Annotated in this window: 21 protein-coding genes; 9 read left to right on the forward strand and 12 right to left on the reverse strand. The window is 63.3% G+C overall.

Going from position 1 to position 23,599, the window contains the following annotated elements; translation table 11 throughout:
* Nucleotides 1-78 precede the first annotated feature (78 nt).
* Nucleotides 79-753, forward strand: a complete 675-nt coding sequence (locus tag HB630_RS23985) for a hypothetical protein (protein ID WP_213775219.1) — start codon at nt 79-81, stop codon at nt 751-753.
* Nucleotides 754-1,016: 263 nt separating this feature from the next.
* Here the strand turns inward: HB630_RS23985 and HB630_RS23990 are convergent, their stop codons facing one another.
* The 3 genes from HB630_RS23990 to HB630_RS24000 form a co-directional block, all read right to left on the reverse strand.
* Nucleotides 1,017-2,039, reverse strand: a complete 1,023-nt coding sequence (locus HB630_RS23990; protein WP_213775178.1) for an alpha/beta hydrolase — start codon at nt 2,037-2,039, stop codon at nt 1,017-1,019.
* Nucleotides 2,040-2,251: 212 nt separating this feature from the next.
* On the reverse strand, nt 2,252-3,058 hold the full coding sequence (locus HB630_RS23995) for an enoyl-CoA hydratase/isomerase family protein (RefSeq protein ID WP_213775179.1): 807 nt from the start codon (nt 3,056-3,058) through the stop codon (nt 2,252-2,254).
* A 66-nt stretch (nt 3,059-3,124) separates the two neighbouring features.
* Nucleotides 3,125-3,685 carry a type 1 glutamine amidotransferase domain-containing protein gene (locus tag HB630_RS24000; protein ID WP_213775180.1) on the reverse strand — a complete coding sequence of 187 codons (561 nt, stop codon included), beginning with the start codon at nt 3,683-3,685 and terminating at the stop codon, nt 3,125-3,127.
* A 163-nt stretch (nt 3,686-3,848) separates the two neighbouring features.
* Here HB630_RS24000 and nthA point away from each other — a divergent pair, with 163 nt between their 5' ends.
* The 3 genes from nthA to HB630_RS24015 are packed head-to-tail and all read left to right on the forward strand — an operon-like array spanning nt 3,849 to nt 5,508.
* Nucleotides 3,849-4,478: a nitrile hydratase subunit alpha gene (gene nthA / locus HB630_RS24005; RefSeq protein WP_213775181.1), complete on the forward strand. Its 630-nt coding sequence runs from the start codon at nt 3,849-3,851 to the stop codon at nt 4,476-4,478.
* A complete protein-coding gene (gene nthB / locus HB630_RS24010) occupies nt 4,475-5,134 on the forward strand; it encodes a nitrile hydratase subunit beta (protein WP_213775182.1) in 660 nt (219 codons plus the stop codon). Before nthA ends, nthB begins: the two co-directional genes overlap by 4 nt.
* Nucleotides 5,134-5,508 (forward strand): nitrile hydratase accessory protein, encoded by a 375-nt coding sequence (locus HB630_RS24015; protein WP_213775215.1) that lies wholly within the window; start codon nt 5,134-5,136, stop codon nt 5,506-5,508. Before nthB ends, HB630_RS24015 begins: the two co-directional genes overlap by 1 nt.
* 19 nt (nt 5,509-5,527) lie before the next feature.
* Here the strand turns inward: HB630_RS24015 and queC are convergent, their stop codons facing one another.
* Complete coding sequence (queC, locus tag HB630_RS24020) at nt 5,528-6,256, reverse strand: 7-cyano-7-deazaguanine synthase QueC (protein ID WP_213775183.1); 729 nt, start codon at nt 6,254-6,256, stop codon at nt 5,528-5,530.
* A gap of 128 nt (nt 6,257-6,384) precedes the next feature.
* Here queC and mazG point away from each other — a divergent pair, with 128 nt between their 5' ends.
* Both mazG and HB630_RS24030 read left to right on the forward strand, forming a co-directional pair.
* A complete protein-coding gene (gene mazG, locus HB630_RS24025) occupies nt 6,385-7,242 on the forward strand; it encodes a nucleoside triphosphate pyrophosphohydrolase (RefSeq protein WP_213775184.1) in 858 nt (285 codons plus the stop codon).
* A 386-nt stretch (nt 7,243-7,628) separates the two neighbouring features.
* Complete coding sequence (locus HB630_RS24030; RefSeq protein WP_213775185.1) at nt 7,629-9,956, forward strand: TonB-dependent siderophore receptor; 2,328 nt, start codon at nt 7,629-7,631, stop codon at nt 9,954-9,956.
* Between the two features lie 85 nt (nt 9,957-10,041).
* Here the strand turns inward: HB630_RS24030 and hflX are convergent, their stop codons facing one another.
* The 7 genes from hflX to dusB form a co-directional block, all read right to left on the reverse strand.
* Nucleotides 10,042-11,421: a GTPase HflX gene (gene hflX, locus HB630_RS24035; RefSeq protein ID WP_213775186.1), complete on the reverse strand. Its 1,380-nt coding sequence runs from the start codon at nt 11,419-11,421 to the stop codon at nt 10,042-10,044.
* Nucleotides 11,422-11,432: 11 nt separating this feature from the next.
* Nucleotides 11,433-11,681 (reverse strand): RNA chaperone Hfq, encoded by a 249-nt coding sequence (gene hfq / locus HB630_RS24040; RefSeq protein WP_213775216.1) that lies wholly within the window; start codon nt 11,679-11,681, stop codon nt 11,433-11,435.
* Nucleotides 11,682-11,933: 252 nt separating this feature from the next.
* Nucleotides 11,934-13,304, reverse strand: a complete 1,371-nt coding sequence (locus tag HB630_RS24045) for a sigma-54 dependent transcriptional regulator (RefSeq protein WP_213775187.1) — start codon at nt 13,302-13,304, stop codon at nt 11,934-11,936.
* A 17-nt stretch (nt 13,305-13,321) separates the two neighbouring features.
* Nucleotides 13,322-15,667: a PAS domain-containing sensor histidine kinase gene (locus tag HB630_RS24050; protein WP_213775188.1), complete on the reverse strand. Its 2,346-nt coding sequence runs from the start codon at nt 15,665-15,667 to the stop codon at nt 13,322-13,324.
* A 188-nt stretch (nt 15,668-15,855) separates the two neighbouring features.
* Complete coding sequence (gene ntrC, locus HB630_RS24055; protein WP_213775189.1) at nt 15,856-17,298, reverse strand: nitrogen regulation protein NR(I); 1,443 nt, start codon at nt 17,296-17,298, stop codon at nt 15,856-15,858.
* A gap of 9 nt (nt 17,299-17,307) precedes the next feature.
* The gene (locus HB630_RS24060) at nt 17,308-18,483 is read right to left on the reverse strand and encodes a nitrogen regulation protein NR(II) (RefSeq protein ID WP_213775190.1); all 1,176 of its coding nucleotides are present in this window, start codon (nt 18,481-18,483) and stop codon (nt 17,308-17,310) included.
* The gene (gene dusB / locus HB630_RS24065; protein WP_213775217.1) at nt 18,480-19,481 is read right to left on the reverse strand and encodes a tRNA dihydrouridine synthase DusB; all 1,002 of its coding nucleotides are present in this window, start codon (nt 19,479-19,481) and stop codon (nt 18,480-18,482) included. The genes HB630_RS24060 and dusB overlap by 4 nt, the downstream gene beginning before the upstream one ends.
* Before the next feature lie 286 nt (nt 19,482-19,767).
* On the opposite strand from dusB, the gene HB630_RS24070 reads away from it, so the two are divergent.
* Nucleotides 19,768-20,979 (forward strand): bifunctional 2-C-methyl-D-erythritol 4-phosphate cytidylyltransferase/2-C-methyl-D-erythritol 2,4-cyclodiphosphate synthase, encoded by a 1,212-nt coding sequence (locus HB630_RS24070; protein WP_213775191.1) that lies wholly within the window; start codon nt 19,768-19,770, stop codon nt 20,977-20,979.
* A gap of 1 nt (nt 20,980) precedes the next feature.
* Nucleotides 20,981-21,583, forward strand: coding sequence for a CinA family protein (locus HB630_RS24075; RefSeq protein ID WP_213775192.1), 603 nt, complete (start codon nt 20,981-20,983; stop codon nt 21,581-21,583).
* Between the two features lie 63 nt (nt 21,584-21,646).
* On the opposite strand, the gene HB630_RS24080 is transcribed toward HB630_RS24075, so the two are convergent.
* The gene (locus HB630_RS24080) at nt 21,647-22,555 is read right to left on the reverse strand and encodes a LysR family transcriptional regulator (protein ID WP_213775193.1); all 909 of its coding nucleotides are present in this window, start codon (nt 22,553-22,555) and stop codon (nt 21,647-21,649) included.
* A gap of 107 nt (nt 22,556-22,662) precedes the next feature.
* Here HB630_RS24080 and HB630_RS24085 point away from each other — a divergent pair, with 107 nt between their 5' ends.
* A complete protein-coding gene (locus tag HB630_RS24085) occupies nt 22,663-23,541 on the forward strand; it encodes an aldo/keto reductase family oxidoreductase (protein WP_213775194.1) in 879 nt (292 codons plus the stop codon).
* Nucleotides 23,542-23,599: the final 58 nt, after the last annotated feature.

Raw genomic sequence — 23,599 nt, forward strand, 5'->3', positions numbered from 1 at the left:
AAACAGGCCGGCATCTACCGGCCAGGACATCTCGATCAGCATCGATGTCAGTTTCGAAGGATCGATGATCATGACGTCGTGCCCAGTGTCGATCTCGGCAACCTGCCAACCTGGCTGGCCGCGTATCTTCGCAAGATTGGCATCGAATGTCGGGCTGGCGTATCCCTTGGCGCGGATATAGTTGCGCTTGGCAATCTTGTCGCGGCCACCTTTGAAACTCGATTTCTCGGTGTAGGTGCCGATCGGTTGCGGGGTCGTCTTCGAATCGACCCACTCGCGGTCCTGTTGCGCAACGCCGAAGGCAGAGGCCGGCGGTTGCTTCACCGATATGTCACCACGGCCAAGCGCCGCCTCGATCGCGGACTTGAACGCCGGCGACGATTTGTCGAGCAGCGTGTCGCCGTCCTCGGGGAAGAACGCATCCAGGAATATGATGGACGATATCCGATTGCTCAGCTGATCGGCCACACCGCTGATGGCGAGACCTCCATAGGAATGCCCGACGAGTACGATGTCCGAAAGATCTTCCCATTTGATGACATTTGCGACATCGGCTACATGCGTGGAGACGTTCACGTCCTTCGAGACGAGATGGGAGCGTTCGCCCAAGCCGGTCAACGTCGGGAGGAATACCTTGTGGCCGCCCTTCTCCAGCAAGTCCGCCACCCGCCGCCAGCACCATCCACCATGCCAGGCACCATGAACCAGCACGAAGGTCCTGGTAGCGCCTTGCGCATGCAAGGCACGCGTTGAAACGGCACCATAGGCTGCCGCGGCCGCGGCAAGAGCCCCACGCCTGCTGAATCGCATTGCACCCATCGTTTCCTCCTCGAAGATTGTTCGTTTTGTGTTTGCCCAATAACGCGGGCTTGTTCGAGGCGGCAATCAGACGGAGGTCGTAACTAGAATTGGGACAATCACACAATTGTCGTACTGCGCGGAGAGTCGGCATGGAGGCGCGCAACAAAAAACGCAGGCCACGTTTCCGTGGCCTGCGTTTGGTTCGACCTGAATTCTCAGGGCTTCGCGATGCCCGCGATCAGCGCCTTGTCGAATTTTTCCGGGTCCGACATCTGCGGCGCGTGGCCGAAATCCGGAAACTCGACCAACTTGGCGCCGGGAATGGCCTTTGCCGCCGCCTTGCCCAATTCGGGATAATTGCCGAGCTTGGGCCGCAGCTCCGGCGGCGCGAAATCCTTGGCGATCGCCGTGGTGTCTTTCTGCCCGATCATGAGCAAGGTAGGCACCGAGATCTCGCTGAACCGGTACAGCACCGGCTCGGTGATGATCATGTCATAGATAAGCGCGGAGTCCCACGCGACGGCTTCCTTGCCCGGGCCGTTGTTGAGACCCGCGAGCATGTCGACCCAGCGGTCATAGCGCTCCTGCCACTGGCCCGCGTAATAGGTCGATTTCTCGTAAGCGCGGACGCCGTCGGCGTTGAGCTTCAGTTCGCGCGCATACCACTCGTCGACGGGGATCGGGGGAATGCCTTTGGCGGTCCAATCCTCGAGTCCGACGGGATTGACCAGCACCAGATGGCTAACGTCCTTCGGGTAAAGCAGCGCATAATGCGCGGCCAGCATGCCGCCGGTCGAATGGCCGATCACGACCGGTTTCTCCACGCCAAGCTTGGCAAGCAAAGCATGGGTGTTGCCGGCCAATTCCTTGAAGGTGAACTGATAGGCGGGGGGCTTGCTGGATTTGCAAAAGCCGATCTGGTCGGGCGCGATCACGCGATAGCCGGCGGCGGCGAGATCCTTGATGGTCGGCTCCCAGGTCGCGGCGCAGAAGTTCTTGCCGTGCAGCAGCACCGCCGTCCGTCCGTTCGGATGCTCCGGCTTGACGTCGAGATAGGCCATGTGGAGCGACTGCCGCTGGGAGGTGAAGTCGAAACGCTGCACCGGGAAGGGATAGTCGAATCCCTCGAGTTCCGGCCCGTAGGACGGTCCCGGCGCCGGCTTCTGGGCCGAAGCAGCCCCCATGACAGCGGCCGAAAGCATGGCGCCAGCGAAGATCGTCCATATCCTGAATTTCATGATTTTCCGCACAAGGCTGAGAGATTTCGAGTTTTTACCGTCGGTTGACTACCTGCCCACGGGCGGCACCGATAGTCAAAATACCTTGATGCGGCTGCGGTTCCTAGTCGCGGCCGCGTAACCGTTGCGGGGAAACCCAATCGGCCGCCGCGCCGCCGCGCCGCCTCGTCCAGGGCGGCCGGAACCAGGACCGGTCAGTCCGGGTTTCGGCTCTACCGCCCCTTGAAACGCGGCTTGCGGCGCTCGAGGAACGCTTCCACTCCCTCCTTATGATCCTCGGTCAGGCTCGCCAGCGCGAACTGGTCGACGTCCATGTGGCTGGCGAGATCGTCGAGCGCATGCGCCAGACGATTGACCGTGAGCTTCGTCATCGCCACCGATAGCGGCGGCTGCGCGGCCACCTTGTCGGCGAGCATCATCGCGGCATCGAATGCCTGGCCGGGATCCGTCACCTGCTCCACCAGCCCCCATTCATACGCCTCCTCGGCGCTGATACGCTGGTCAGCCAGGATCACCGCCTGCTTGGTGCGCGCCGGCCCCATCAGATGCAGCATGCGCGGGACGCTTTGCCAGCTCATATTCATGCCGAGACCGATTTCGGGGACCCGGATATGGGCGGCGCGGCTCATGACGCGAAAATCCAGCGCCACCGCCAACGCGACACCGCCGCCGATGCAGAATCCCTCGATGGCGCCGATCGTGACCTGCTCCATCTCCTGCCAGGCATGGCTCAGCCGGGGCCCGAGTTTCAGATGGCGGCGCAACGAACCGATATCCATGGTCCGGCGCGAACGGCCTTCGGGATCCTTGAGGTCAAATCCGGCGCTGAATGCCTTGTCACTGCCGGTCAACACCACGACCGAGCTGTCGCTATCATCCTCGAAGCTGCGCGCCGCGTCGGTCAGCTGGCGCAGCGCTTCCGGCGACAGCGCATTGACACCGTCGCCACGGTCGAACCGCACCACGGCGACGCGACCTTCGGGCCCGAGGCCTTTTTCAATGGTTACGAACCCGGTCAACTCTGCCTCCCCGTGCGCTATTGTTGTGTGACAATAGCGCACAAGTCGGCGGCGGAGGAAAGGCCGCTAGGCTGCGCTTCGCTGCGTATGCCTGCCCTCGCTGACCTCTTCGATGATCTTGGCGCTGAAGGCATTGAGGTCGCCCGGATTGCGCGACGTGATCACGCCGTTGTCGACCACGACCTCGGAATCCTCCCATTTCGCGCCGGCGTTCATCACATCGGTCTTGATCGACTTGTAGGACGTCATCTTGCGGCCCTTGGCGATACCGGTTTCGATCAGGAGCCAGGGGGCGTGACAGACCGCGGCGACGATCTTTTTCTGGTTGAAGATGTCCTTGATAAAGGCGAGCGCCTTCGGCTCGACGCGCAGCAGGTCCGGATTGATCTGGCCGCCCGGCAACACCACCGCGTCGTAGTCCGCAGCCGAAACCTGAGCCAGGGTCTTGTCGACCTTGACCGGCCGGCCCCAGTCCTTTTTGTCCCACCCCTTTATTTCGCCGGCCTCCAGCGAAATGATATCGACCGTGGCGCCGGCCGCCTTCAATTTGTCGCGCGGAACTTCCAGTTCGGCCTGTTCAAAGCCGTGGGTGGCAAGAATCGCTATCTTCTTGTTGTCGAGTTTCATGGATCGCTTCTCCAGAAGTGGCCGGCCCCCCAACCCGGCAATAAAGCCGTCGGGCGATGGTTCCTCGCGGCAAGGGCCCTTGCGTTCAAATCGCGCTCATACCTGCGTTGCCCGGAGAGGCCGGACCTCGACATTAAAGGGGTATTTCGCCTATCTTTGCCGCATGACCGATCATGACCACCATCACCACGAACACGACCATTCGGAATTGTCCGAAACCGAGCTGCGGGTGCGCGCGCTCGAAACCATCCTGACCGAAAAGGGCTATGTCGATCCGCCCGCGCTCGACGCCATCATCCAGGCCTACGAGACCAAGATCGGCCCGCATAATGGCGCGCGGGTCGTCGCCAAGGCCTGGTCCGACCCGGCGTTCAAGCGCGCGTTGCTGGAGGACGGCACCAAGGCCGTCGGCACGCTGGGCCATGTCAGCCGGGTCGGCGATCATCTCGTCGTCGTCGAGAATACGCCGCAGCGCCACAACATGGTCGTGTGTACGCTGTGCTCCTGCTACCCCTGGGAAATGCTGGGGCTGCCTCCCGTCTGGTACAAGGCCGCGCCCTACCGTTCCCGTGCCGTCAAGGATCCGCGCGGCGTATTGGCGGATTTCGACGTCAGCCTGCCGAACGAAACCGAGATCCGGGTGTGGGATTCGACCGCCGAGACCCGCTTCCTGGTGCTGCCGATGCGGCCCGCCGGCACCGAGGGCTGGAGCGAGCAGCAACTCGCCGAACTGGTGACGCGCGACTCCATGATCGGCACCGGCTTTCCCAAGATTCCGGGCGCCCCCTCATGAACGGCGTACACGACATGGGCGGCATGGACGGCTTCGGCAAGGTCGAGCCGGAGCCGAACGAACCGGCGTTTCACGCCGCATGGGAAGGCCGCGTGATGGCGATGGTGCGCGCGATGGGCGCAGCCGGCGCCTTCAACATCGACACCTCGCGCTATTATCGCGAGATCCTGCCGCCTGACGTCTATCTCAGCAGCTCGTATTATCAGAAATGGCTGCTCGGGCTCGAGGACATGCTGATCGACAAGGGCTATGTCTCCGCCGGAGATGTGGCTGCGGGTCACGCGGCGGCGCCGGCCAAGCCGCTCAAGCACGGCAAGTTCACGCTCGATGACGTCGAGCGCATCATGGTGCGCGGCAAATTCGGGCGCGAGGCGCAGGCGCCTGCGAAATTCAAGCCGGGCGATCGCGTACGCGCCAGGAACATGCATCCGGCGACCCATACCAGGCTGCCACGCTATGTGCGCGGCCATGTCGGCGTGGTCGAGCTCAATCTCGGCTGCAACGTGTTTCCGGACTCGGCCGCGATGGAAGCCGGCGATAACCCGCAATGGCTTTACACCGTCGTATTCGACGCAACGGAATTGTGGGGGCCGGACGCCGATCCGACGGTGAAGGTCTCCGTCGACGCGTTCGAACCCTATCTGGAGGCGGTGTGATGGACACGGCCGCGGCGCGCGCGACGAGCGCCCTCCCCGACATTCCCTGCGACGCCGAAGGACCGGTGTTTCGCGAGCCGTGGGAGGCACAGGCGTTCGCGATGGCGCTGGCGCTGCATGAGCGCGGGCTGTTCACCTGGAGCGAATGGGCGGCCACGCTCGCCAGCGAAATCAAGCAGGCGCAGGCCGCCGGCGATCCCGACACCGGCGAGACCTATTACCGGCACTGGCTCGCGACCCTGGAACGGCTGATCGCCGAGAAAGGCGTCACGACGTCCGAGACCCTGCACCGCTACCGCGCCGCCTGGGACCACGCCGCCGATCGCACACCGCATGGCACGCCGATTGTCCTCAGGCCGGAAGATTTCGACTGAGCCCTAATATTGCGGCGTCTTAAAGGGCTTTCGCCGCATATTCCCGCCAGCCCTTGGCGCGCAGCACACAGGCCGGGCATTCGCCGCAGCCATAGCCCCACTCGTGGCGCGCGCCGCGTTCGCCGAGATAGCAGGTGTGGGAGTGCTCGCGGATCAGGTCGACCAGCCCGGTCCCGCCGAGTTCATGGGCAAGCTTCCATGTGGCGGCCTTGTCGAGCCACATCAGCGGCGTGTGCAATTCGAATTTTCTGTCCATCCCGAGGCTGAGCGCGGCCTGCAACGCCTTGATGGTCTGGTCGCGGCAATCCGGATAGCCGGAGTAATCGGTTTCGCACATGCCGCCGATGACATGGGTGATGCCGCGCCGGTAGGCCAGCGCCGCCGCGAAGGTCAGGAACACCAGGTTGCGGCCGGGAACGAAAGTATTCGGCAGGCCGTCCTTGCCCATCTCGATCGCGACATCGCGGGTCAGCGCGGTATCGGAGATCTCGGCCAGCGTCGGAATCGCCAGCGTGTGGCTGTCGCCGAGCCTCGCAGCCCAATCCGCGCGCAACGATTTCATCCCATCCAGCAGGGCGCCGCGGCATGTGAGCTCGATGGCGTGACGCTGCCCGTATTCGAAGCCGATGGTTTCGACCTTCGCAAAGCGTTGCAGCGCCCATGCTAGGCAGGTGGCGGAATCCTGCCCGCCGGAGAACAGCACCAGCGCGGTTTCGGACCGGAACGGATAGCTCGATTGATCGCTCATGGCGTTGCCTAGCACCCATCGATGTCGGGGCCAACCGGTGGAAACTGCCGCCGGTCCGGCTCGTTTTGCTGGGATAGGCTTGCCTCTTGCGGCATACAGGTCAAATCAACTTCCAGCCGGTGTGCCCCATGCTTCCTTCCCGTGACATCCAAGGCTTGCTCGACATCATGGCGGCGCTGCGCACCCCCGGCAGCGGCTGCCCCTGGGACCTCGAACAGAATTTCGCGACCATCGCGCCCTACACCATCGAGGAGGCCTATGAAGTCGCCGAGGCGATCACGCGGGGCGATCTCCCCGACCTCTGCGATGAACTCGGCGACCTGTTGCTGCAAGTGGTGTTTCACGCCCGCATGGCGGAGGAACAGGGCGCGTTTTCGTTCGGCGACGTGGTCGAGGCGATCACGCGCAAGATGATCCGGCGGCATCCCCATGTCTTCGCCAACAAGGACGGACGCTTGACGCCCTCCGGCGTCAAGGACGCCTGGGACCGCATCAAGGCCGAGGAGAAAGCCGAGCGCGCCGCGCGGCGGCCGCCGGGAGAAGAAGCGACGGACAGGTCGCTGCTGTCCGGCGTCAAGGCGGGCCAGCCGGCGCTGACCCGCGCGATGGAATTGCAGCGCAAGGCCTCCAGCGTCGGCTTCGATTGGAACGATCCGCGCGCAGTGCTGCGCAAGATCCGCGAGGAAGCCGACGAGATCGAAGCCGCGCTCGATCATAACGACGCCGATGAAGTTGCGAGCGAGACCGGCGATCTCCTGTTCGCGCTGGTCAATCTGGCGCGGCATGTCGGCGCCGATCCCGATTCCGCGCTGCGCGGCACCAACGCCAAGTTCGAACGCCGCTTCGGCTATATCGAGCAAGCCCTGGCGGCGCAGGGACGTTCGCTGCAGAGCGCCTCGCTCGAGGAGATGGACGCGTTGTGGAACGAGGCGAAGGGCAAGGAACAGCCGTCGATACGCGCCAACGTCGAACAAGACCGGCGGTGATCGCTACATCTGGAGAGCATGATCGGTTCTGATTGAATCATAACCGAAGCTCTCAATTCTTGTTTTGATGCGTTTTCTTCACGCGAACCGGTGTCTACTTCGCTCAAAAACGCTCTATCGGCATCGCGCCTCGGTTCCAAAAATCAAAGTCTTCAAAAATCCTGACTGCACCTCACGCGGACAACTGAAGCCTTTGCATTTTCGAACGAAAAGTTTCGTATCGAAGACGCGCGAGCGGAAACTTAGATTCGCTCTTAAATAAATTCAATTTCCTTCGTCGCAGATGACATGAAATAGGCGTCCCTCACCAGGGCCGGTCGAAACGTGATGCGTGTTCTTACGCGCATATTTCATTGGTCTAATTCCAAAGTGTGGGGGCACTCGGCATGGCGGCGCATCTTGATTCATCGCGACTTGCTTTCGCATCGGCAGTTTCGATCATCGTCCTTGTTTTCGCAGGCAACGGAGCAAATGCGCAACAAGGCACGAGCGGCCCGTCCAGCGGCGAACTGCCGCCTGTCGTGATCCATTCGCCGCAGGCGCCGAGAGCGTCGGCGGCTGCTTCCAGATCGACGCGGCGCGCGGCAAGTTCCGGCGTGTCCCGGCGCGCCCATAATGCCGCTCGGGACGTGGCCGCGCCGAGCAGGCCATCGGCTCCGGGGCAGCAGAACATACAGGCCGGACAGGATCCGCGCGGCCCGATCAATGGCTACGTTGCCGACCGCTCGCTGACCGGCACCAAGACCAACACGCCGATCATGGAAACCCCACAGGCGATATCCGTGATCGGTCGCGATGAAATTCGCGATCAAAATCCGCATAATTTCGCGGAGGCGTTGCGCTACGCACCCGGCGTCGGCGCCGAGACGTTCGGTGCGGATACCCGCAACGACTGGTTCAAGATTCGCGGATTCGATGCCCAGGATGTCGGCCTGTTTCTTGACGGACTGCAGCTCTTTGCGGGTTTTGGATTCGCCACGTGGAAATTCCAGCCGTTCGGCATCGAGCGGATCGATATCCTGCGCGGACCGTCCGCCGTTCTTTACGGCGGCAGCGGGCCCGGCGGCATGGTCAACATCATCAGCAAAACCCCGCCTTTGACGCCGCAAAACTATGTCGAGACCGGAATCAATTCTTTCGGCAACGGCTATCTGTCGTTCGACTTCGGCGGTCCGGTAGCGACGCATTCCGGAGCGAACAACGATTTGTATTATCGCCTGCTCGGCACGGTCCAGGGCGGCAATACCCAGACCGATTTCATATACGACAACAACTATTTCGTCGCGCCGTCGATCACCTATAAACCCGACATCGACACGACATTGACGATCATGGCCTCGGCTTCGCGCAACGAAACGCGGGTGCAGAATTTCCTTCCCTATGTCGGAACCGTGGTCAACGCGCCGTTCGGCCGCATCCCGACCGGTCTTTTCGCCAGCGATCCCAGCGTCGACAGCTTCAGGCGCGAGCAGGAAATGATCGGCTATCAGTTCGAAAAGAACCTGACCGATGACCTGACGTTCCGGCAGAACGCGCGTTTTGCGCATGACGACGTCCAATTCCATACCCTGCTTGGCAATGGCTATGCCGGCGATGCCTCCAGTGCCCTGTTTTCGCGCTTTAACGATTTCGCGCACGACAGCGCCAACCAGGCCGATCTCGACAGCTCGTTCGAGTACCGCTTCGCTACCGGTCCGATCCAGCACAAGGCGCTGGTTGGCGTCGACCTCAAGCACTATGAGATCAGCGATTTGCAGGCGTTCGATTTCGCAACGCCGCCGCTCAACTTGCTGAACCCCGTTTACGGCATTCAACAAGGATTCCCGGCGACCGTCTTTCAAGATCAAAACATTACGCAGAAGCAGGCGGGTCTCTACGCCCAGGATCAGCTCAAGCTGGGCCGCCTGACCCTCGTTCTCAGCGGACGAAATGACTGGGTCAACACTTCGGACAACAACCGGGTGTTGCCCAGCGATAACCGCGACGACAGCAAGTTCAGCGGCCGCGCCGGCCTGATCTACAACACCGACCTCGGGATCGCTCCGTATATTTCCTATGCCACGAGCTTCAATCCGGTCATCGGGACTAATTCAAATACCGGTCAGCTATTCCTGCCGGAGACCGGCGAACAAACCGAGGCGGGTGTCAAAATCGAGCCGACCGGATTCGACGGCCATTTCGGCGTATCCGTCTTCGATCTCAAGCGGCAGAATGTTCTCACCACCGATCCGAACAATCCCAACCCTCTCGTCTCGATCCAGACCGGGGAAGTCACCTCGCGCGGCATCGAACTGGAGGCGGTCGCCAATGTCATGCCCGGGCTGAAGGTGACCGGCGCCTTCACCAGCTTCGACATCTTCGTCAGCAAGGATCTCAATCCCGCTCTGGTCGACACCGTGCCCACCAACACACCGAGCGATATCGCATCGCTCTGGGGCGATTATACGTTCCAGACCGGACCGCTGACAGGTTTCGGCTTCGGCGCCGGCGTCCGTTACAACGGCGTATCCTATGCCGATACGGCCAATACGCTCGAGGTCCCCGCCTTCGTCCTCGGCGACCTCGCCGTCCATTACGAGATCAACAACTGGCGCCTTGCGCTCAACGTCACCAACATCACCGACAAAATCTATGTCGCCAATTGTCAGACGCCGACCGCCTGCTTCTACGGTGATCGCCGTCGCGCCGTCGCAAGCCTCTCCTATAAATGGTAAATCGATAGAAATGCCGGGTGACGAAGCGAAGGTGAGATCGGTTAAATCTGGTCCAGCGTGCGCCGGACGAACACCGTAGCTCAGTCTACATCGCGTGCGGCACGGCGTCGAAACGGTTGACCACGATGTCGCGCTTGGTCTCGTCGACCCGCACGGTCATGTCGAAACGTCCGTCGTGGAGCTCCTTATTGAGCACCTCCGAATTGCGGTGCAGCCAACTGATGCCGGCGCCGTCGGAAGCGTCGATCGACAGGTCCAGCGTCATGCGCGTCACGGCCAGCCGGTCCTCGATAGCGGCCAGCAGCGCGTCGATCCCCTCCCCGGTTTCGGCCGAGACCAGAAAACAAGGCCGTTCCGGCGGACGCCGAGCGGCGATGTTGTACAGGTTCTCGCGCTGTTCGGGATCGAACCGGTCGATCTTGTTCCAGACTTCAAGGATGCGCTGTCCGGCCTCCGGATCGATGCCGAGCTGCCGCAGCACCGCGTCGACGTCGCGCTCCTGGGCCTCCGCGTCTTCATGCGAGATATCGCGGACATGGAGAATGATATCGGCTTCCAGCACTTCTTCCAGCGTCGCGCGGAACGCCGCCACCAGTTGCGTCGGCAGGTTGGAAATGAACCCGACCGTGTCCGACAGCATCGCCTTTCCGCCATGCGGCAGACGAAGCGCGCGCAAGGTAGGGTCCAGCGTCGCGAACAGCATGTCGGCGGCCTGCACGTCGGCGCGCGTCAGGCGGTTGAACAGCGTCGATTTGCCGGCGTTGGTGTAGCCGACCAGCGCCACGACCCGATAGGGCACGCGCTGGCGGCCGGCGCGATGCAGCCGCCGCGTCGCCTGGACTTTTTTCAACTCGTTTTCGAGCCGGGAGATCCGATCGCCGATCAGGCGTCGATCGGCCTCGATCTGGGTTTCGCCGGGGCCGCCCATGAAGCCGAAGCCGCCGCGCTGGCGCTCCAGATGGGTCCATGACCGCACCAGGCGGCTGCGCTGGTAGTTCAGATGCGCGAGTTCGACCTGCAACGAGCCTTCCCTGGTCTTGGCGCGGCGTCCGAAAATTTCCAGGATCAGGCCGGTGCGGTCCAGAACCTTGGTATTCCAGGCCTTCTCGAGATTGCGCTGCTGGATCGGCGAGAGCGCGCAATCCATCACCACCAGTTCGATGTCATGGCCCGTGATGAGACCTGCGATCTCCTCGACCTTGCCCTTGCCGAGATAGGTCGCAGGCCGGATCTGACCGATCGGCGCGATCAGCGAGTCCGCGATGGTCAGGTCGATGGCGCGCGCCAGGCCCACGGCTTCGTCGAGCCGCGCTTCCGAATCCCGGGCGACATGAAGCTCCGTCTGCGCCTCGGCATCGCCGCGGCGCAGACGTAAATAAGGGCCGATGACGATCACCCGCCCGGTTGCTTGGTCCCCGGCCGACCGCGGACGGTCGGCCTCCCCGCTAAAATTCCGGGGTTCCAATCAAATCACCCTCAAGCCTGGGTATCCTCGCCACCTTCGAACAACTGGATCGGAGCGCCCGGCATGATGGTCGAGATCGCGTGCTTGTAGACAAGCTGCGAATGACCGTCGCGCCGCAACAGCAGGCAAAAATTGTCGAACCAGGTGACAATCCCCTGCAACTTTACCCCATTCACCAGAAAGATTGTCAGGGGTGTTTTGGTTTTACGAACGTGATTGAGGAAGGTGTCTTGTAGATTTTGTGCGCGGTCTGCCGCCATTGTTTTTATCCCGCCGTCTTGTTTGCTTTTTATTATTGGACCGGCCGCAGCTTTCATTAGATGCGTTCCGGTGCCGGCCACCCCTGAGATCCCCCTCCGGGGGGCGCGACTGTTTGATTAGAGGGCAGGTGCGGTTTTTAGGCAAGCCGGTTCGCGCCCCGGGGGCTCCGCGGGGCACGAAATTTCCTGGAAAGATCCGGAAACAATTCAAATTTTACAAGCAAATGCATGGAGATAGGCCGGGGACGGCTTTTAGCCGACCCCCAGCGCCTTGAGCTTGCGGTGGAGCGCCGAACGCTCCATGCCGACGAATTCCGCCGTGCGCGAGATATTGCCGGAAAAACGGCTGATCTGGGCGATCAGATAGTCGCGTTCGAACACTTCCCGCGCCTCGCGCAGTGGCAGACCCATGATGTGTTCGCCATTGTTGCTGGTGGGCATCGCCGGTACCATCGAACCAACATCCTGCGGCAGCATATCCGCGGTGATGATGATTTCCGGTCCCCCGCCCGCCAGAATCATCACCCGTTCGACATTGTTGCGAAGCTGCCGGACGTTTCCGGGCCAGACATGGGATTGCAGAACCGCCATCGCGTCCTGGCCGATCTGCCGTTTCGGCAGGCCGGTCGAGGCCGAAATCTGGTCCATGAAATAGTCGATCAATTCGGGAATATCCTCGCGCCGCTCCGACAGCGGCGGCACCCGGATCGGCACCACCGAGAGCCGGTGATAGAGATCCTCGCGGAAGTGCCCTGCCGTGATCTCCTCTTCCAGGTTGCGCGCGGTTGAGGAAATGATGCGGACGTCGACATTGACCTTGGTGGTGCCGCCGGAGCGCTGGAACGTCTGATCGACCAGCACGCGCAGGATCTTGTTCTGGGTCTCGCGCGGCATGTCGGCGATTTCATCGATGAAGAGCGTGCCGCCGTGGGCTTCCTCCAGCGCACCCGGCTTGCGCGGTTGCTCGCCATTGGTCTGTTCGACACCGAACAGCTCGACTTCCATGCGCTCGGGCGTGATCGCCGCGGCGTTGATGACGACGAACGGCCCGTCGGCCCGGCTCGATGCATTATGCAGCGTGCGCGCCGCCAGTTCCTTGCCCGCCCCCGACGGGCCGACAATCAGGATGCGGCTGTTGGCCTTGGCGGCGCGGTCGATGGTCTGGCGGAGCTGGTTCATGCAGGCCGAACGCCCGGTCATGATGCTTGCCGTCGGCGCGAGCTGCTTGAGCTCCCGCACCTCCCGCTTCAGGCGCGAGGTCTCCAGCGCCCGCGTCGCTACCAGAATCAGCCGGTCGGACTTGAATGGCTTTTCGATGAAGTCGTAAGCGCCGCGCTTGATCGCGGCGACCGCGGTTTCGATATTGCCGTGTCCGGAAATCATCACCACCGGCATCTCGGCGTGGTCGCGCTTGATCTGCTCCAGCAGTTGCAATCCGTCAAGCTTGCTGCCTTGCAGCCAGATGTCGAGGAACACCAGATGCGGACGGCGGTTGGCGATTTCCGCCAGCGCCGAATCGCTGTCGCGCGCGGTCCGTGTCGCGAACCCCTCGTCCTCAAGGATGCCGGCGACCAGATCCCGGATATCCGCCTCATCATCGACAATCAGAATGTCACTTGCCATGGATCACGCCTGTGTTGTCAGTTGCCTGTCGCGGCTTTGATTTTTGTTTCGCTGCTGGTTGCGCTAGCCGGTTCAGCGGCTTCGCTCTGCGGTTGTTGTGGTTCGGCGGCCGGCGGCGGCTTGGGGCCGGCAGCCTGTTCTTTGGCGTCGGCCTTGGCGGCCTGGCCCGAGACCGCAAACCGCAGCCGCATCCAGGCTCCGCGCTGGCCGGGCCGGAAGTCGGATGCGTCCTTGAGTTCTATCCGCCCGCCATGATCTTCCAGAACGCGGCCGACGATGGCGAGACCAAGGCCGGTGCCTTTTTCGCGGGTGGTGACGTAGGGTTCAAGCAAACGCGCGCGCGCGGTTTTTGGCAGGCCGATGCCGTTGTCGATAACGTCGATCACGATGTCGTCGTTTTCGCGCGCGGCGATGACATCAATACGACCTTTCTCCATCTCCTCCGGCGGCACCGCCTCGATCGCCTCGGTCGCGTTCTTGATGATGTTGGTCAGCGCTTGCGAAATCAGCCGCCGGTCGAACTGCGCCCGCAGCGGGTCCTGCTTGATATCGGTCTCGATATCGATAGCAGGATGCGCGACCCGCATCAGGAACACCGCCTGCCGCACCGTGTCGGCGACGTCCTCGCCTTCCATGACCGGTTTCGGCATCCGCGCAAAGCGCGAAAATTCATCGACCATCCGCCTGATATCGTCGACCTGCCGCACGATCGTATCGGTACATTGCTCGAACACCGACTTGTCTTCGACGATAACTTTGCCGAACTTGCGGCGGATGCGTTCGGCCGAGAGCTGAATCGGCGTCAGCGGATTCTTGATCTCATGGGCGATGCGGCGGGCAACATCGGCCCATGCCGAGGTCCGTTGCGCCGAGACCAGTTCGGTGATGTCGTCCAGCGTGATGATATAGCTGTCGCTCGACTGGCTGGTCTGTTCGGCGCTGACGCGAACCGACAAATTGCGCTCAAGTCCGTCGCGATTGATCGTGACCTGGCCCTGAACCAGCCGCTGGGTGCCTTCCCGCGCGGTCTTCATCATGTCGTCGAGTTCGGGCAGCACGTCCGACAGCGGATGGTCCAGCGTCTCGGATTCGGCATGGCCGATGAGTTTTTCGGCGGAGCGGTTGAGAATGCCGACGCTGCCGGAGGCATCGACGCCGATGATGCCGGCGCTCGCTGACGACAACACCGCCTCGATGAAGCGCCGCCGGCTGTCGATCAACTCGCTGGCGTTGACCAGTTCATCGCGCTGGGTGCGCAATTCCTGCGTCATCTTGTTGAAGGTCTCGCCGAGCTGGGCCAGATCGCCCTCCGACCTATGCACCGGCACCTGGACATGAAGATCGCCGGTCGAGACCAGGCTGGCCGCACTCATCAGCCGCCGGATCGGCGCCACCAGCCAATTGGCGAAGTTCAGCCCGATCAGGATCGAGGCCATCAGGATCGTCAATGCGATCACGGCGAACATCAGCGCCAGGCTCACCTGGATGCCAAGCCGGCGGGATTCCACCGCGGCGTATTCGGCGACGCTGGCCTGGGTCTGTTTGAGTTGCGCCACGACGCGCGGATCGAGCAGCCGCGCCACGTACAGAAAGGTATCGTCGAAGGCTCGCAACCGGATCACGGCCGCGACATAATTATCCTCGACCGCGATTTCGGGTTCGTTTTCGTTGACGTTCTTGAGGAATTCCGGCGGCGGCGGCGCGAAGGCCAGATTGATGCCGGTTTGCGCCGTCTCCAGGAGGTGGCTGTCCTTGTCGATCAGCATGGCCCCCGGCAAATTGCGCGCCGCCGCGCTGGCGGTCAGAAGCTGGCGAAACGTGCCGCGGTCCTGGTCGTATAACGGCCGCGCGCGGGCGATATCGTTGGTCATCCCCAGAATATCGTCCCGTATCAACTGGGCATGCTCGTAGGCATAGGCGCGGGCAATGGTCAGCGAATTCTGGATCGCCTCGCGGGTCGGGCCGGAAAACAGCCGATCGAGGCCACGATCGATGGTGACATTGGCGACGATCGCCACCAGCACGGCCGGCAGCACCGCAATGATGGAAAACAGGCTGACGATCTGGATGTGCAGCCTTGCCGCCGCCCGGCCGCGCCGCCGGGCCTGCATGACCTGCCAGACCTCGCGGACGATGATGCCGACCTGCAGAAGGATGGTGGCGGCATTGATGAGGATGAACGAATAGACCACCGTCGGCGTCGGCTCGATCGGCGTCAGGCCGGTGAGCACCACGAAGGTCAAGCAGGCCGACAGCAGGGCGAGAGCGACCGCAAACGCCGCCAGCAGCCTCCAGAGGGACCATCCCCTGGACTCGGCAAGCGACGGATCGAACGATGGGACCGCGGAATCTGCGCTGGTCATTCCGGCTTTGGGGTGAGCTGATGGCCTTCCGTCCGCCGGCATAATGCCAGCGGCGGACTGATGCATTCATATCACAATGTTGCCGAATTGCGACAATTCCACGGCGCATCCTGCGGCGAAATGCGCCTTACCCCGTGACAATCTGTTGATGACTGGCCCGCGATTGGCGGATCGCCTTCGCGGTATCCTCAACTGCCGCTGCGGTAGACCTGAATATCGAGGTCGCGAATCTTCTTCCGCAGTGTGTTGCGGTTGAGACCCAGGAGATCGGCGGCGCGGATCTGGTTACCCCTGGTCGCGGCCAGCGCAGCGGTCAACAGCGGTACCTCGATCTCCTTGAGAATACGGTGATAGAGGCCCGGCGGCGGCACGCCATTCGGGAAACCGGAGAAATGCGACGACAGATAGGCCTCGACGGCGCCGCCGAGATTATCGACGCCGTGGGGAACGTTGCCGCCGGAACTGACCGCCGGAGGCGCCAGTTCGCCGTCGATGACGGAGGCCGTGATCACGTCCTGCGGATACAGCGCCGCCAGCCGGCGAGCGAGGTTTTCCAATTCGCGCACATTGCCGGGCCAGCGATGCTGCTTCATGCGCTCGAGCGCCTGGGTGTCGAGCTTCTTCGGCGGCAGGCCGTCCTTCTCCGCCAGCGCGAAGAAATGCCGGATCAGATCCGGCAGATCCTCGATCCGCTCGCGCAGCGGCGGCAGGCGCAGCGGCACCACGTTGAGGCGGAAGAACAGATCCTCGCGGAACAGTCCCTGCTGAATCAGGATGCGCAGATCCTTGTTGCTCGCGGCGACGATCCGGACGTCGGTCTTGATCGGGGTACGGCCGCCGACGGTGGTATATTCGCCTTGCTGAAGCACGCGCAGCAGCCGGGTCTGCGCCTCCATCGGCATGTCGCCGATTTCGTCGAGGAACAGCGTGCCGCCCTCGGCCTGTTCGAAGCGGCCGGAGGCGCGGGTGTTGGCGCCGGTGAAGGCGCCGCGTTCATGGCCGAACAGTTCGGATTCGATCAGATCGCGCGGGATCGCCGCCATATTGACCGCGACGAACGGGCCGTTTCGCCGCTTGCCATAGTCGTGCAGCGCGCGCGCGACCAGTTCCTTGCCGGTGCCGGACTCGCCCGAGATCATCACGGTGAGGTCGGTCTGCATCAGGCGCGCCAGCACCCGGTAGATTTCCTGCATCGCCGGCGAGCGGCCGACCAACGGAATGGAATCGAATTCCGTCTCGTCGGCGGGGCTCGCCACCCGCTCCTTCGGCTCGGCCAGCGCGCGGCCGACAATGGCGATTAGTTCCTTCAGGTCGAACGGCTTCGGCAGATATTCATAGGCCCCGCGTTCGGAGGCGCGGATCGCAGTCATGAAGGTGTTCTGCGCACTCATCACGATGACCGGCAGGTTCGGCCGCATCTTCTTGATCCGCGGCAGCAGATCGAACGCGTTCTCGTCCGGCATCACGACGTCGGTGATGACGAGATCGCCCTCGCCCTGGCTGACCCAGCGCCACAGCGTCGCCGCGTTCCCCGTCAGCCGGACCTCATATCCGGCGCGCGAGAGAGCCTGGTTCAGGACGGTACGGATGGCCGTATCGTCGTCGGCGACAAGAATGCTACCTGCGGGCATTGTTATTCCTCATCTTCTGTCCTGCGAGGCATGCGGTGACGTACCCGAAACGTCATCGCGATGACTTTGATCCAGATGTTTGGCCGTGTTGAACATGGGCAGCAGCACGCGGAAGATGGTTTTCCGCGGCTGCGACTCGCATTCGATGATGCCGCCGTGGTCGCCGACAATCTTGGCCACCAATGCAAGTCCGAGGCCGCTGCCGGTCGCCTTGGTGGTGACGAAGGGATCGAACAGGTTCGGAAGCAGATCTTCCGGCACGCCCGGGCCGTTGTCCTTGACGCAGAATTCGAGCGGCAGCGACACCCGCGATTTCTTGCCCGGCACCGACAGCCGCACGCCCGGCCGGAACGCCGTGGTGAGCTGGATTTCCGCATCGGAGCCCAGATCGGCGACGGCTTCGGCGGCGTTCTTCACCAGATTGAGGAACACCTGGATGAGCTGGTCCTGGTTGGCCAGCACCGGCGGCAGCGACGGATCGTATTCCTCGACGAAGCGGATGTTACGCGCGAAACCGGATTGCGCCAGCCGCTTGACGTGATCGAGCACCGAATGGATGTTGACCGGGCCGCGCGCCACCGGCCGGTCGTCGCCGAACACTTCCATGCGGTCGACCAGCGTCACGATGCGATCCGCCTCGTCGCAGATCAGCCGCGTCAGCATGCGGTCCTCCGCCGAGGCCTGCTGCTCCAGCAATTGCGCCGCGCCGCGGATGCCGGACAGCGGATTCTTGATTTCGTGCGCCAGCATTGCCGCCAGCGCGATCACCGAGCGGGCGGCGCTGCGATGCGTCAATTGCCGGTCCATCTTGTCGGCGATGGTGCGCTCCTGCAGCATCACGACGATGTGGCCGGGCCGCTCGGTCAGCGGCGCGACATGCAGATCGACCTGGCGGTCGCCGCCGATCCGCGGCGTGCCGAGGTCGACCTTGTATTCATTGACCGGCGAGCCGGTCGAACGCACCTGATCGATCAGCGCCAGCAAGGGGCTGCCGAACGGCACCAGTTCCTTTAGCGATTGCCGTTGCAGGAATTGCGTCGAAATCTCGAAGAACGATTCCGCCGCCATGTTGGCATCGACGATCCTGCCGTCCGGCGCCACCAGCAGCACCGGATTGGGCAGTGCGTTGAGAATGGCCTCGCTCTCTGACGGCACAGGCCGGAGATGTTCCGCGGCTAGAGTCATGCAGCAGCGCTCCATGCAAAGTCGTCGAATGCGTCCTGCAGCGCGCGACGCACACTCGCTGGATCTTCCGACGTCAAAATCTTTTGCCGCCACCCCTTGATCACCGTTGCCTGCGCCCGGCCGCAGCGGGCCGCGACGTCGAGCGCCCAGCCGAGATGCTTGCGCGCGTGGCGCAGGCCGATGCGCAGCCCGTAATGGCTGCAGATCTCGTCATAGAGCGCGCGGATATGGTTCTGCTGTTCCGCCAGCGACGGCGCGGATTCGGCAATGCCGGTCTCGAGACGGCGGCCGATCTGGCCCGGCAGCCAGGGCTGGCCCTGCGCGCCGCGGCCGATCATCACCGCATCGGCGCCCGACAGGTCGAGCGCGGCGACGGCGTTTTCATACGAGGTGATATCGCCGTTGACGACGAGCGGAATTCCAACCGCATCCCTGACCGCGCGCACCGCGACCCAATCGGCCTCGCCCTTGTAGAACTGGCAGCGGGTGCGGCCATGCACGGTGATCATTTGCACGCCGGCGGCTTCAGCGCGCCGCGCCAGTTCGGGCGCGTTGAGCGAACGCTCGTCCCATCCGAGCCGCATCTTCAGCGTCACCGGAATTTTCACGGCCGAAACCGTCGCCTCGATCAGCCTCAGCGCATGATCGGGATCGCGCATCAACGCCGAACCCGACTGGCCGCCGGTGACATGGCGGGCCGGACAGCCCATATTGATATCGATGATGTCGGCGCCGGAACTCTCGGCGATCCGCGCGCCCTCCGCCATCCAGCGGGCCTCGCATCCCGCGAGCTGAACGATATGCGGGCCAACCCCGGTTGCCTCGCACCTCAAGCGTGACATCGGCCGCCCATTGATCAAATCGGAGCTGGCGGTCATTTCCGAGATCACGAGCCCGGCGCCCAGCGCCGCGGCCAAACGCCGGAACGGCGCATCCGTGATGCCCGACATCGGCGCAAGAAAGACCCGGTTGGCGGGTGTAATACCACCAACTTTCAAGGACTTACCGTGAAATTCTACCGGGCTGGCCACGAATTGCTCATTGTTCTGACGGACGCGTCACGACGTCGAGGTTGTATTTTGAGCACAATTCTTGTGCAGTCAAGCATCTTGCCTACAGTTTAGACAGTTCTATCAAATGTGCAAGTGCAGTGCAGCAAGAACTGCTTTTCACACAGCGCCCAGGAAACGCTCTGTTTTTAAGCTGCCGGCATGATAAGGGCTGTACGGCCAGCGCGCGACATGCGCCTTCATTGCAATTTTGAATCACCCTTCATTGTGTCCGATGTCCAGACCTGATCGTACCGCAGTCGTCCTTGTTGCAGCCGGGCGCGGGCTCCGCGCCGGCGCGGGCGGCCCCAAACAATACCGAACCATCGGTGGTCAAACCGTGATCCATCGGGCGATGCAAGCATTTTGCGAGCATCCACAGGTGTTCGCGGTGCAGCCGGTTTTGCATCCCGATGACACCGTGATGTTCCATGAGGCCGTCAGCGGCCTGCGTCACCAAACGCCGGCGCACGGGGGCGCGACGCGGCAGGCCTCGGTTCATGCCGGACTGGAGGCGCTGGTGGATCGGAAACCTGACATCGTTCTGATCCATGACGCAGCGCGACCTTTCGTCACGGCTGCCGTGATCTCGCGCGCGATCGAAGCGGCCGGGCGCACCGGCGCCGCCGTACCGACCATCGCGGTCACCGACACGATCAAGCTGGTCGGCGACAGCGGAAATGTCGAGGCGACACCGGAGCGCGCGCGGCTGCGGATCGCGCAAACGCCGCAGGCGTTCAAGTTCGATGTGATACTCGAAGCCCATCGCCGCGCGGCCCGCGACGGCCGCAGCGATTTCACCGATGATGCCGCGCTGGCGGAATGGGCAGGATTGACGGTTGCGACCTTTGAAGGTGATCCTGCGAACATGAAACTCACGACACCGGAAGATTTCCTGCGCGAGGAAGCCCGCCTCGGCGCGGCGCTCGGCGATATCAGGACCGGCACCGGCTACGACGTTCACGCCTTCGGCGATGGCGACCACGTCATGATTTGCGGCATCCGCGTGCCGCATAATCGCGGCTTCCTCGCCCATTCCGATGGCGACGTCGGACTGCATGCGCTGGTCGACGCGATTCTCGGCGCGCTGGCCGACGGCGATATCGGCTCGCACTTCCCGCCCAGCGACAACAAGTGGAAAGGCGCCTCCTCCGACCGCTTCCTGAAATATGCGGTCGATCGCGTCAGCGCCCGCGGCGGCCGCATCGCCAACCTTGAAGTGACTATGATTTGCGAGCGCCCGAAAATCGGACCGCTGCGCGACGTCATGCGGGGACGGATCGCCGAGATCACCGGGCTCGACATCTCGCGCGTCGCCGTGAAGGCCACGACCAGCGAGCGGCTCGGCTTCACCGGCCGCGAGGAAGGCATCGCGGCCACCGCAAGCGCCACCATCCGCCTCCCTTGGGACAGTGAAGGCCGGGACAACGAAGGCCGGAGCGACTGAGATGAGCGGCAGCGACGCCCGTGCTTTGTCCCGCTCGCTGCTCGACCTGTGCCGGATGCGCAAGCTGACGATCGCAACGGCGGAATCCTGCACCGGCGGCCTGGTCGCCGGCGCCCTGACCGACATTCCCGGCTCATCCGATGTGATCGACCGCGGCTTCGTCACTTATTCCAACGACGCCAAACGCGCCATGCTCGGCGTCAAGGCCTCGACGCTGGCGACATTCGGCGCGGTCAGCAAGGAAACCGCAACCGCGATGGCGATCGGCGCCTTGGAGAAAGCCGGAGTCGATCTGGCCGTCTCGATCACCGGCATTGCCGGCCCGGGCGGCGCGACGCCAGGCAAGCCGGTCGGGCTGGTGCATTTTGCGGCGGCTTCGCGCGATGGCCGGATCCTGCACCGCGAATGCCGCTTCGGCGCGATCGGGCGCACCAGCGTACGCCAGCGCTCGGTGGTGGAGGCCCTGCGCATGCTGATGGAATTGGCGCGCGGGCCGCAGCCGTTAGCCGCGCCGCGCAGCGCGGCCGCCGGCCATCGGCATCAGCGTGTCGCGCGTTCACCGCGCCGGACCGCGGTCAAACGGCGCCGTCCGCCGCGGGCATAGGCGCTGGAAGGGCAAAGCCGAATGGCTGCCCTCGATCCGAAATGTCTCGCGTGAGCGCAGACGTCAGGATGGGTCAGCCGTCGCCTTGATAAAATCGATGAACGCCCGCAACGGGGCGGGCACGAGGCGCCGTCCGGGGTAATACAGGAACGGCCCCGAAAAGCGCTGCCACCACGGTTCGAGCACGGGTTCGAGCGCCCCGTTATCGAAGTACGGGCGCAGCCAGTCCTCGAACAAAGGCACGATACCGGTACCCGCGATCGCGGCGTCGACGAGGAGATCGGTGGCCCCGCCGATCTGCACAATCAGCGGCCCGGTGGCGTCGACCTGTACGACCTCGCCATCGCGCTCGAATTCCCAGGCCATCATCGCCCCGCTCGGAAACCGGCCTCGCAGGCAGCTATGGCCGAGCAGATCGCGCGGGTGCTCCGGCCGGCCGCATCGATCGAGATAAGCCGGCGCGGCGGCGACGGCATAACGCTGCACGCGCGGCCCGATCGGCACCGCGATCATGTCCTGCTCCAGCCGCTCGCTGTAGCGGATGCCGGCGTCGCAACCGGCGGCGAGCACATCGACGAAATTCTCCTCGGCGACGACCTCCAGGCGAATGTCGGGATAGGCCGCGAGGAATGGCGGAACGATGCGCGGCAGCACCAGCCGGGCCGCAGAGACCGGGACGTTGAGTTTGAGCGTGCCCGCCGGCCGGTCGCGAAAACCGTTCACCACATCCAGGGCGGCCTCGACCTCCGTCAGTGCGGGGTTAAGCCGCTCCAGCAAGCGCTCGCCCGCTTCGGTCGGAGCCACGCTGCGCGTGGTCCGGTTGAGCAACCTGACGCCAAGCTGCGCCTCCAGGCGGCGCACCGCTTCGCTCAAGCCCGACGCGCTCACGCCACTGGCGCGCGCGCCATCGCGAAAGCCGCCGGCCCGCGCCACCACCACGAAGCCGTTCAGATCGCCCAGATCGGCCTTCATTGTTCGTTATTCCATACAGCCTGTTCATATTGTGCCGGATTGTCACACAGAAGGTCAACGTCTAACTCGACGGTCTAGCCATGAGATGACTTCAAAGGAGACCCGCCATGTCCGTCACCAGCCTCTCCCGCACTTTCACGCTCGGCGACCGCACCGTGAAGCGGCTCGGTTATGGGGCCATGCAACTCGCGGGACCCGGCGTGTTCGGGCCGCCCAAGGATCGCGACGCCGCATTGGCGGTGCTGCGCGAGGCCGTCGCGCGCGGGGTCGATCACATCGACACCAGCGACTTCTACGGCCCGCATGTCACCAACCAGATCATCCGCGAAGCGCTCCACCCCTATCCCAACGATCTCGTCATCGTCACCAAGATCAGCGCCCGGCGCGGCGCGGACGGATCGTGGATCCCGGCGATGTCGCCCGCCGAACTTACCCAGGCGGTCCACGACAATCTCCGCAATCTCGGTTTGGACGTCCTCGACATCGTCAATTTGCGCAGCATGTATGACGTGCATGGCCCCGCCGAGGGGTCGATCGAAGCGCCGCTCACGGTGCTGGCCGAACTTCAGCGCAAGGGCCTTGTGCGTCACATCGGCCTGAGCAACGTCACGCCGACGCAGATCGCGGAAGGGCGCCGGCTCTGCGAGATTGTCTGCGTCCAGAACCATTACAATGTGGCGCATCGGAGCGACGATGCCCTGATCGACGATCTCGCCCGCGCCGGCATCGCCTATGTGCCGTATTTTCCGCTCGGCGGATTCCAGCCGCTGCAATCCTCCATCCTGTCCGACGTCGCTGCGCGCCTTGGCGCCACGCCGATGCAGGTCGCCCTCGCCTGGCTGCTTCGCCGGGCGCCCAATATCCTGCTGATTCCCGGCACCTCGTCTGTCGCGCATTTGCGGGAGAACCTCGCTGCGGCCGAGCTCGATCTGCCGGACGACGTGGCCAAGGAGCTGGACAATGTGGCGAGTCTTGCCTCCGCCTGACCGCTTACAAAGGCCGAGCGATCCGATGGCTTCAAACCGCTCCTCACGCACCCGGCGT

Source organism: Bradyrhizobium sp. dw_78 (genome assembly GCF_018449525.1).
GTDB lineage: Bacteria > Pseudomonadota > Alphaproteobacteria > Rhizobiales > Xanthobacteraceae > Bradyrhizobium.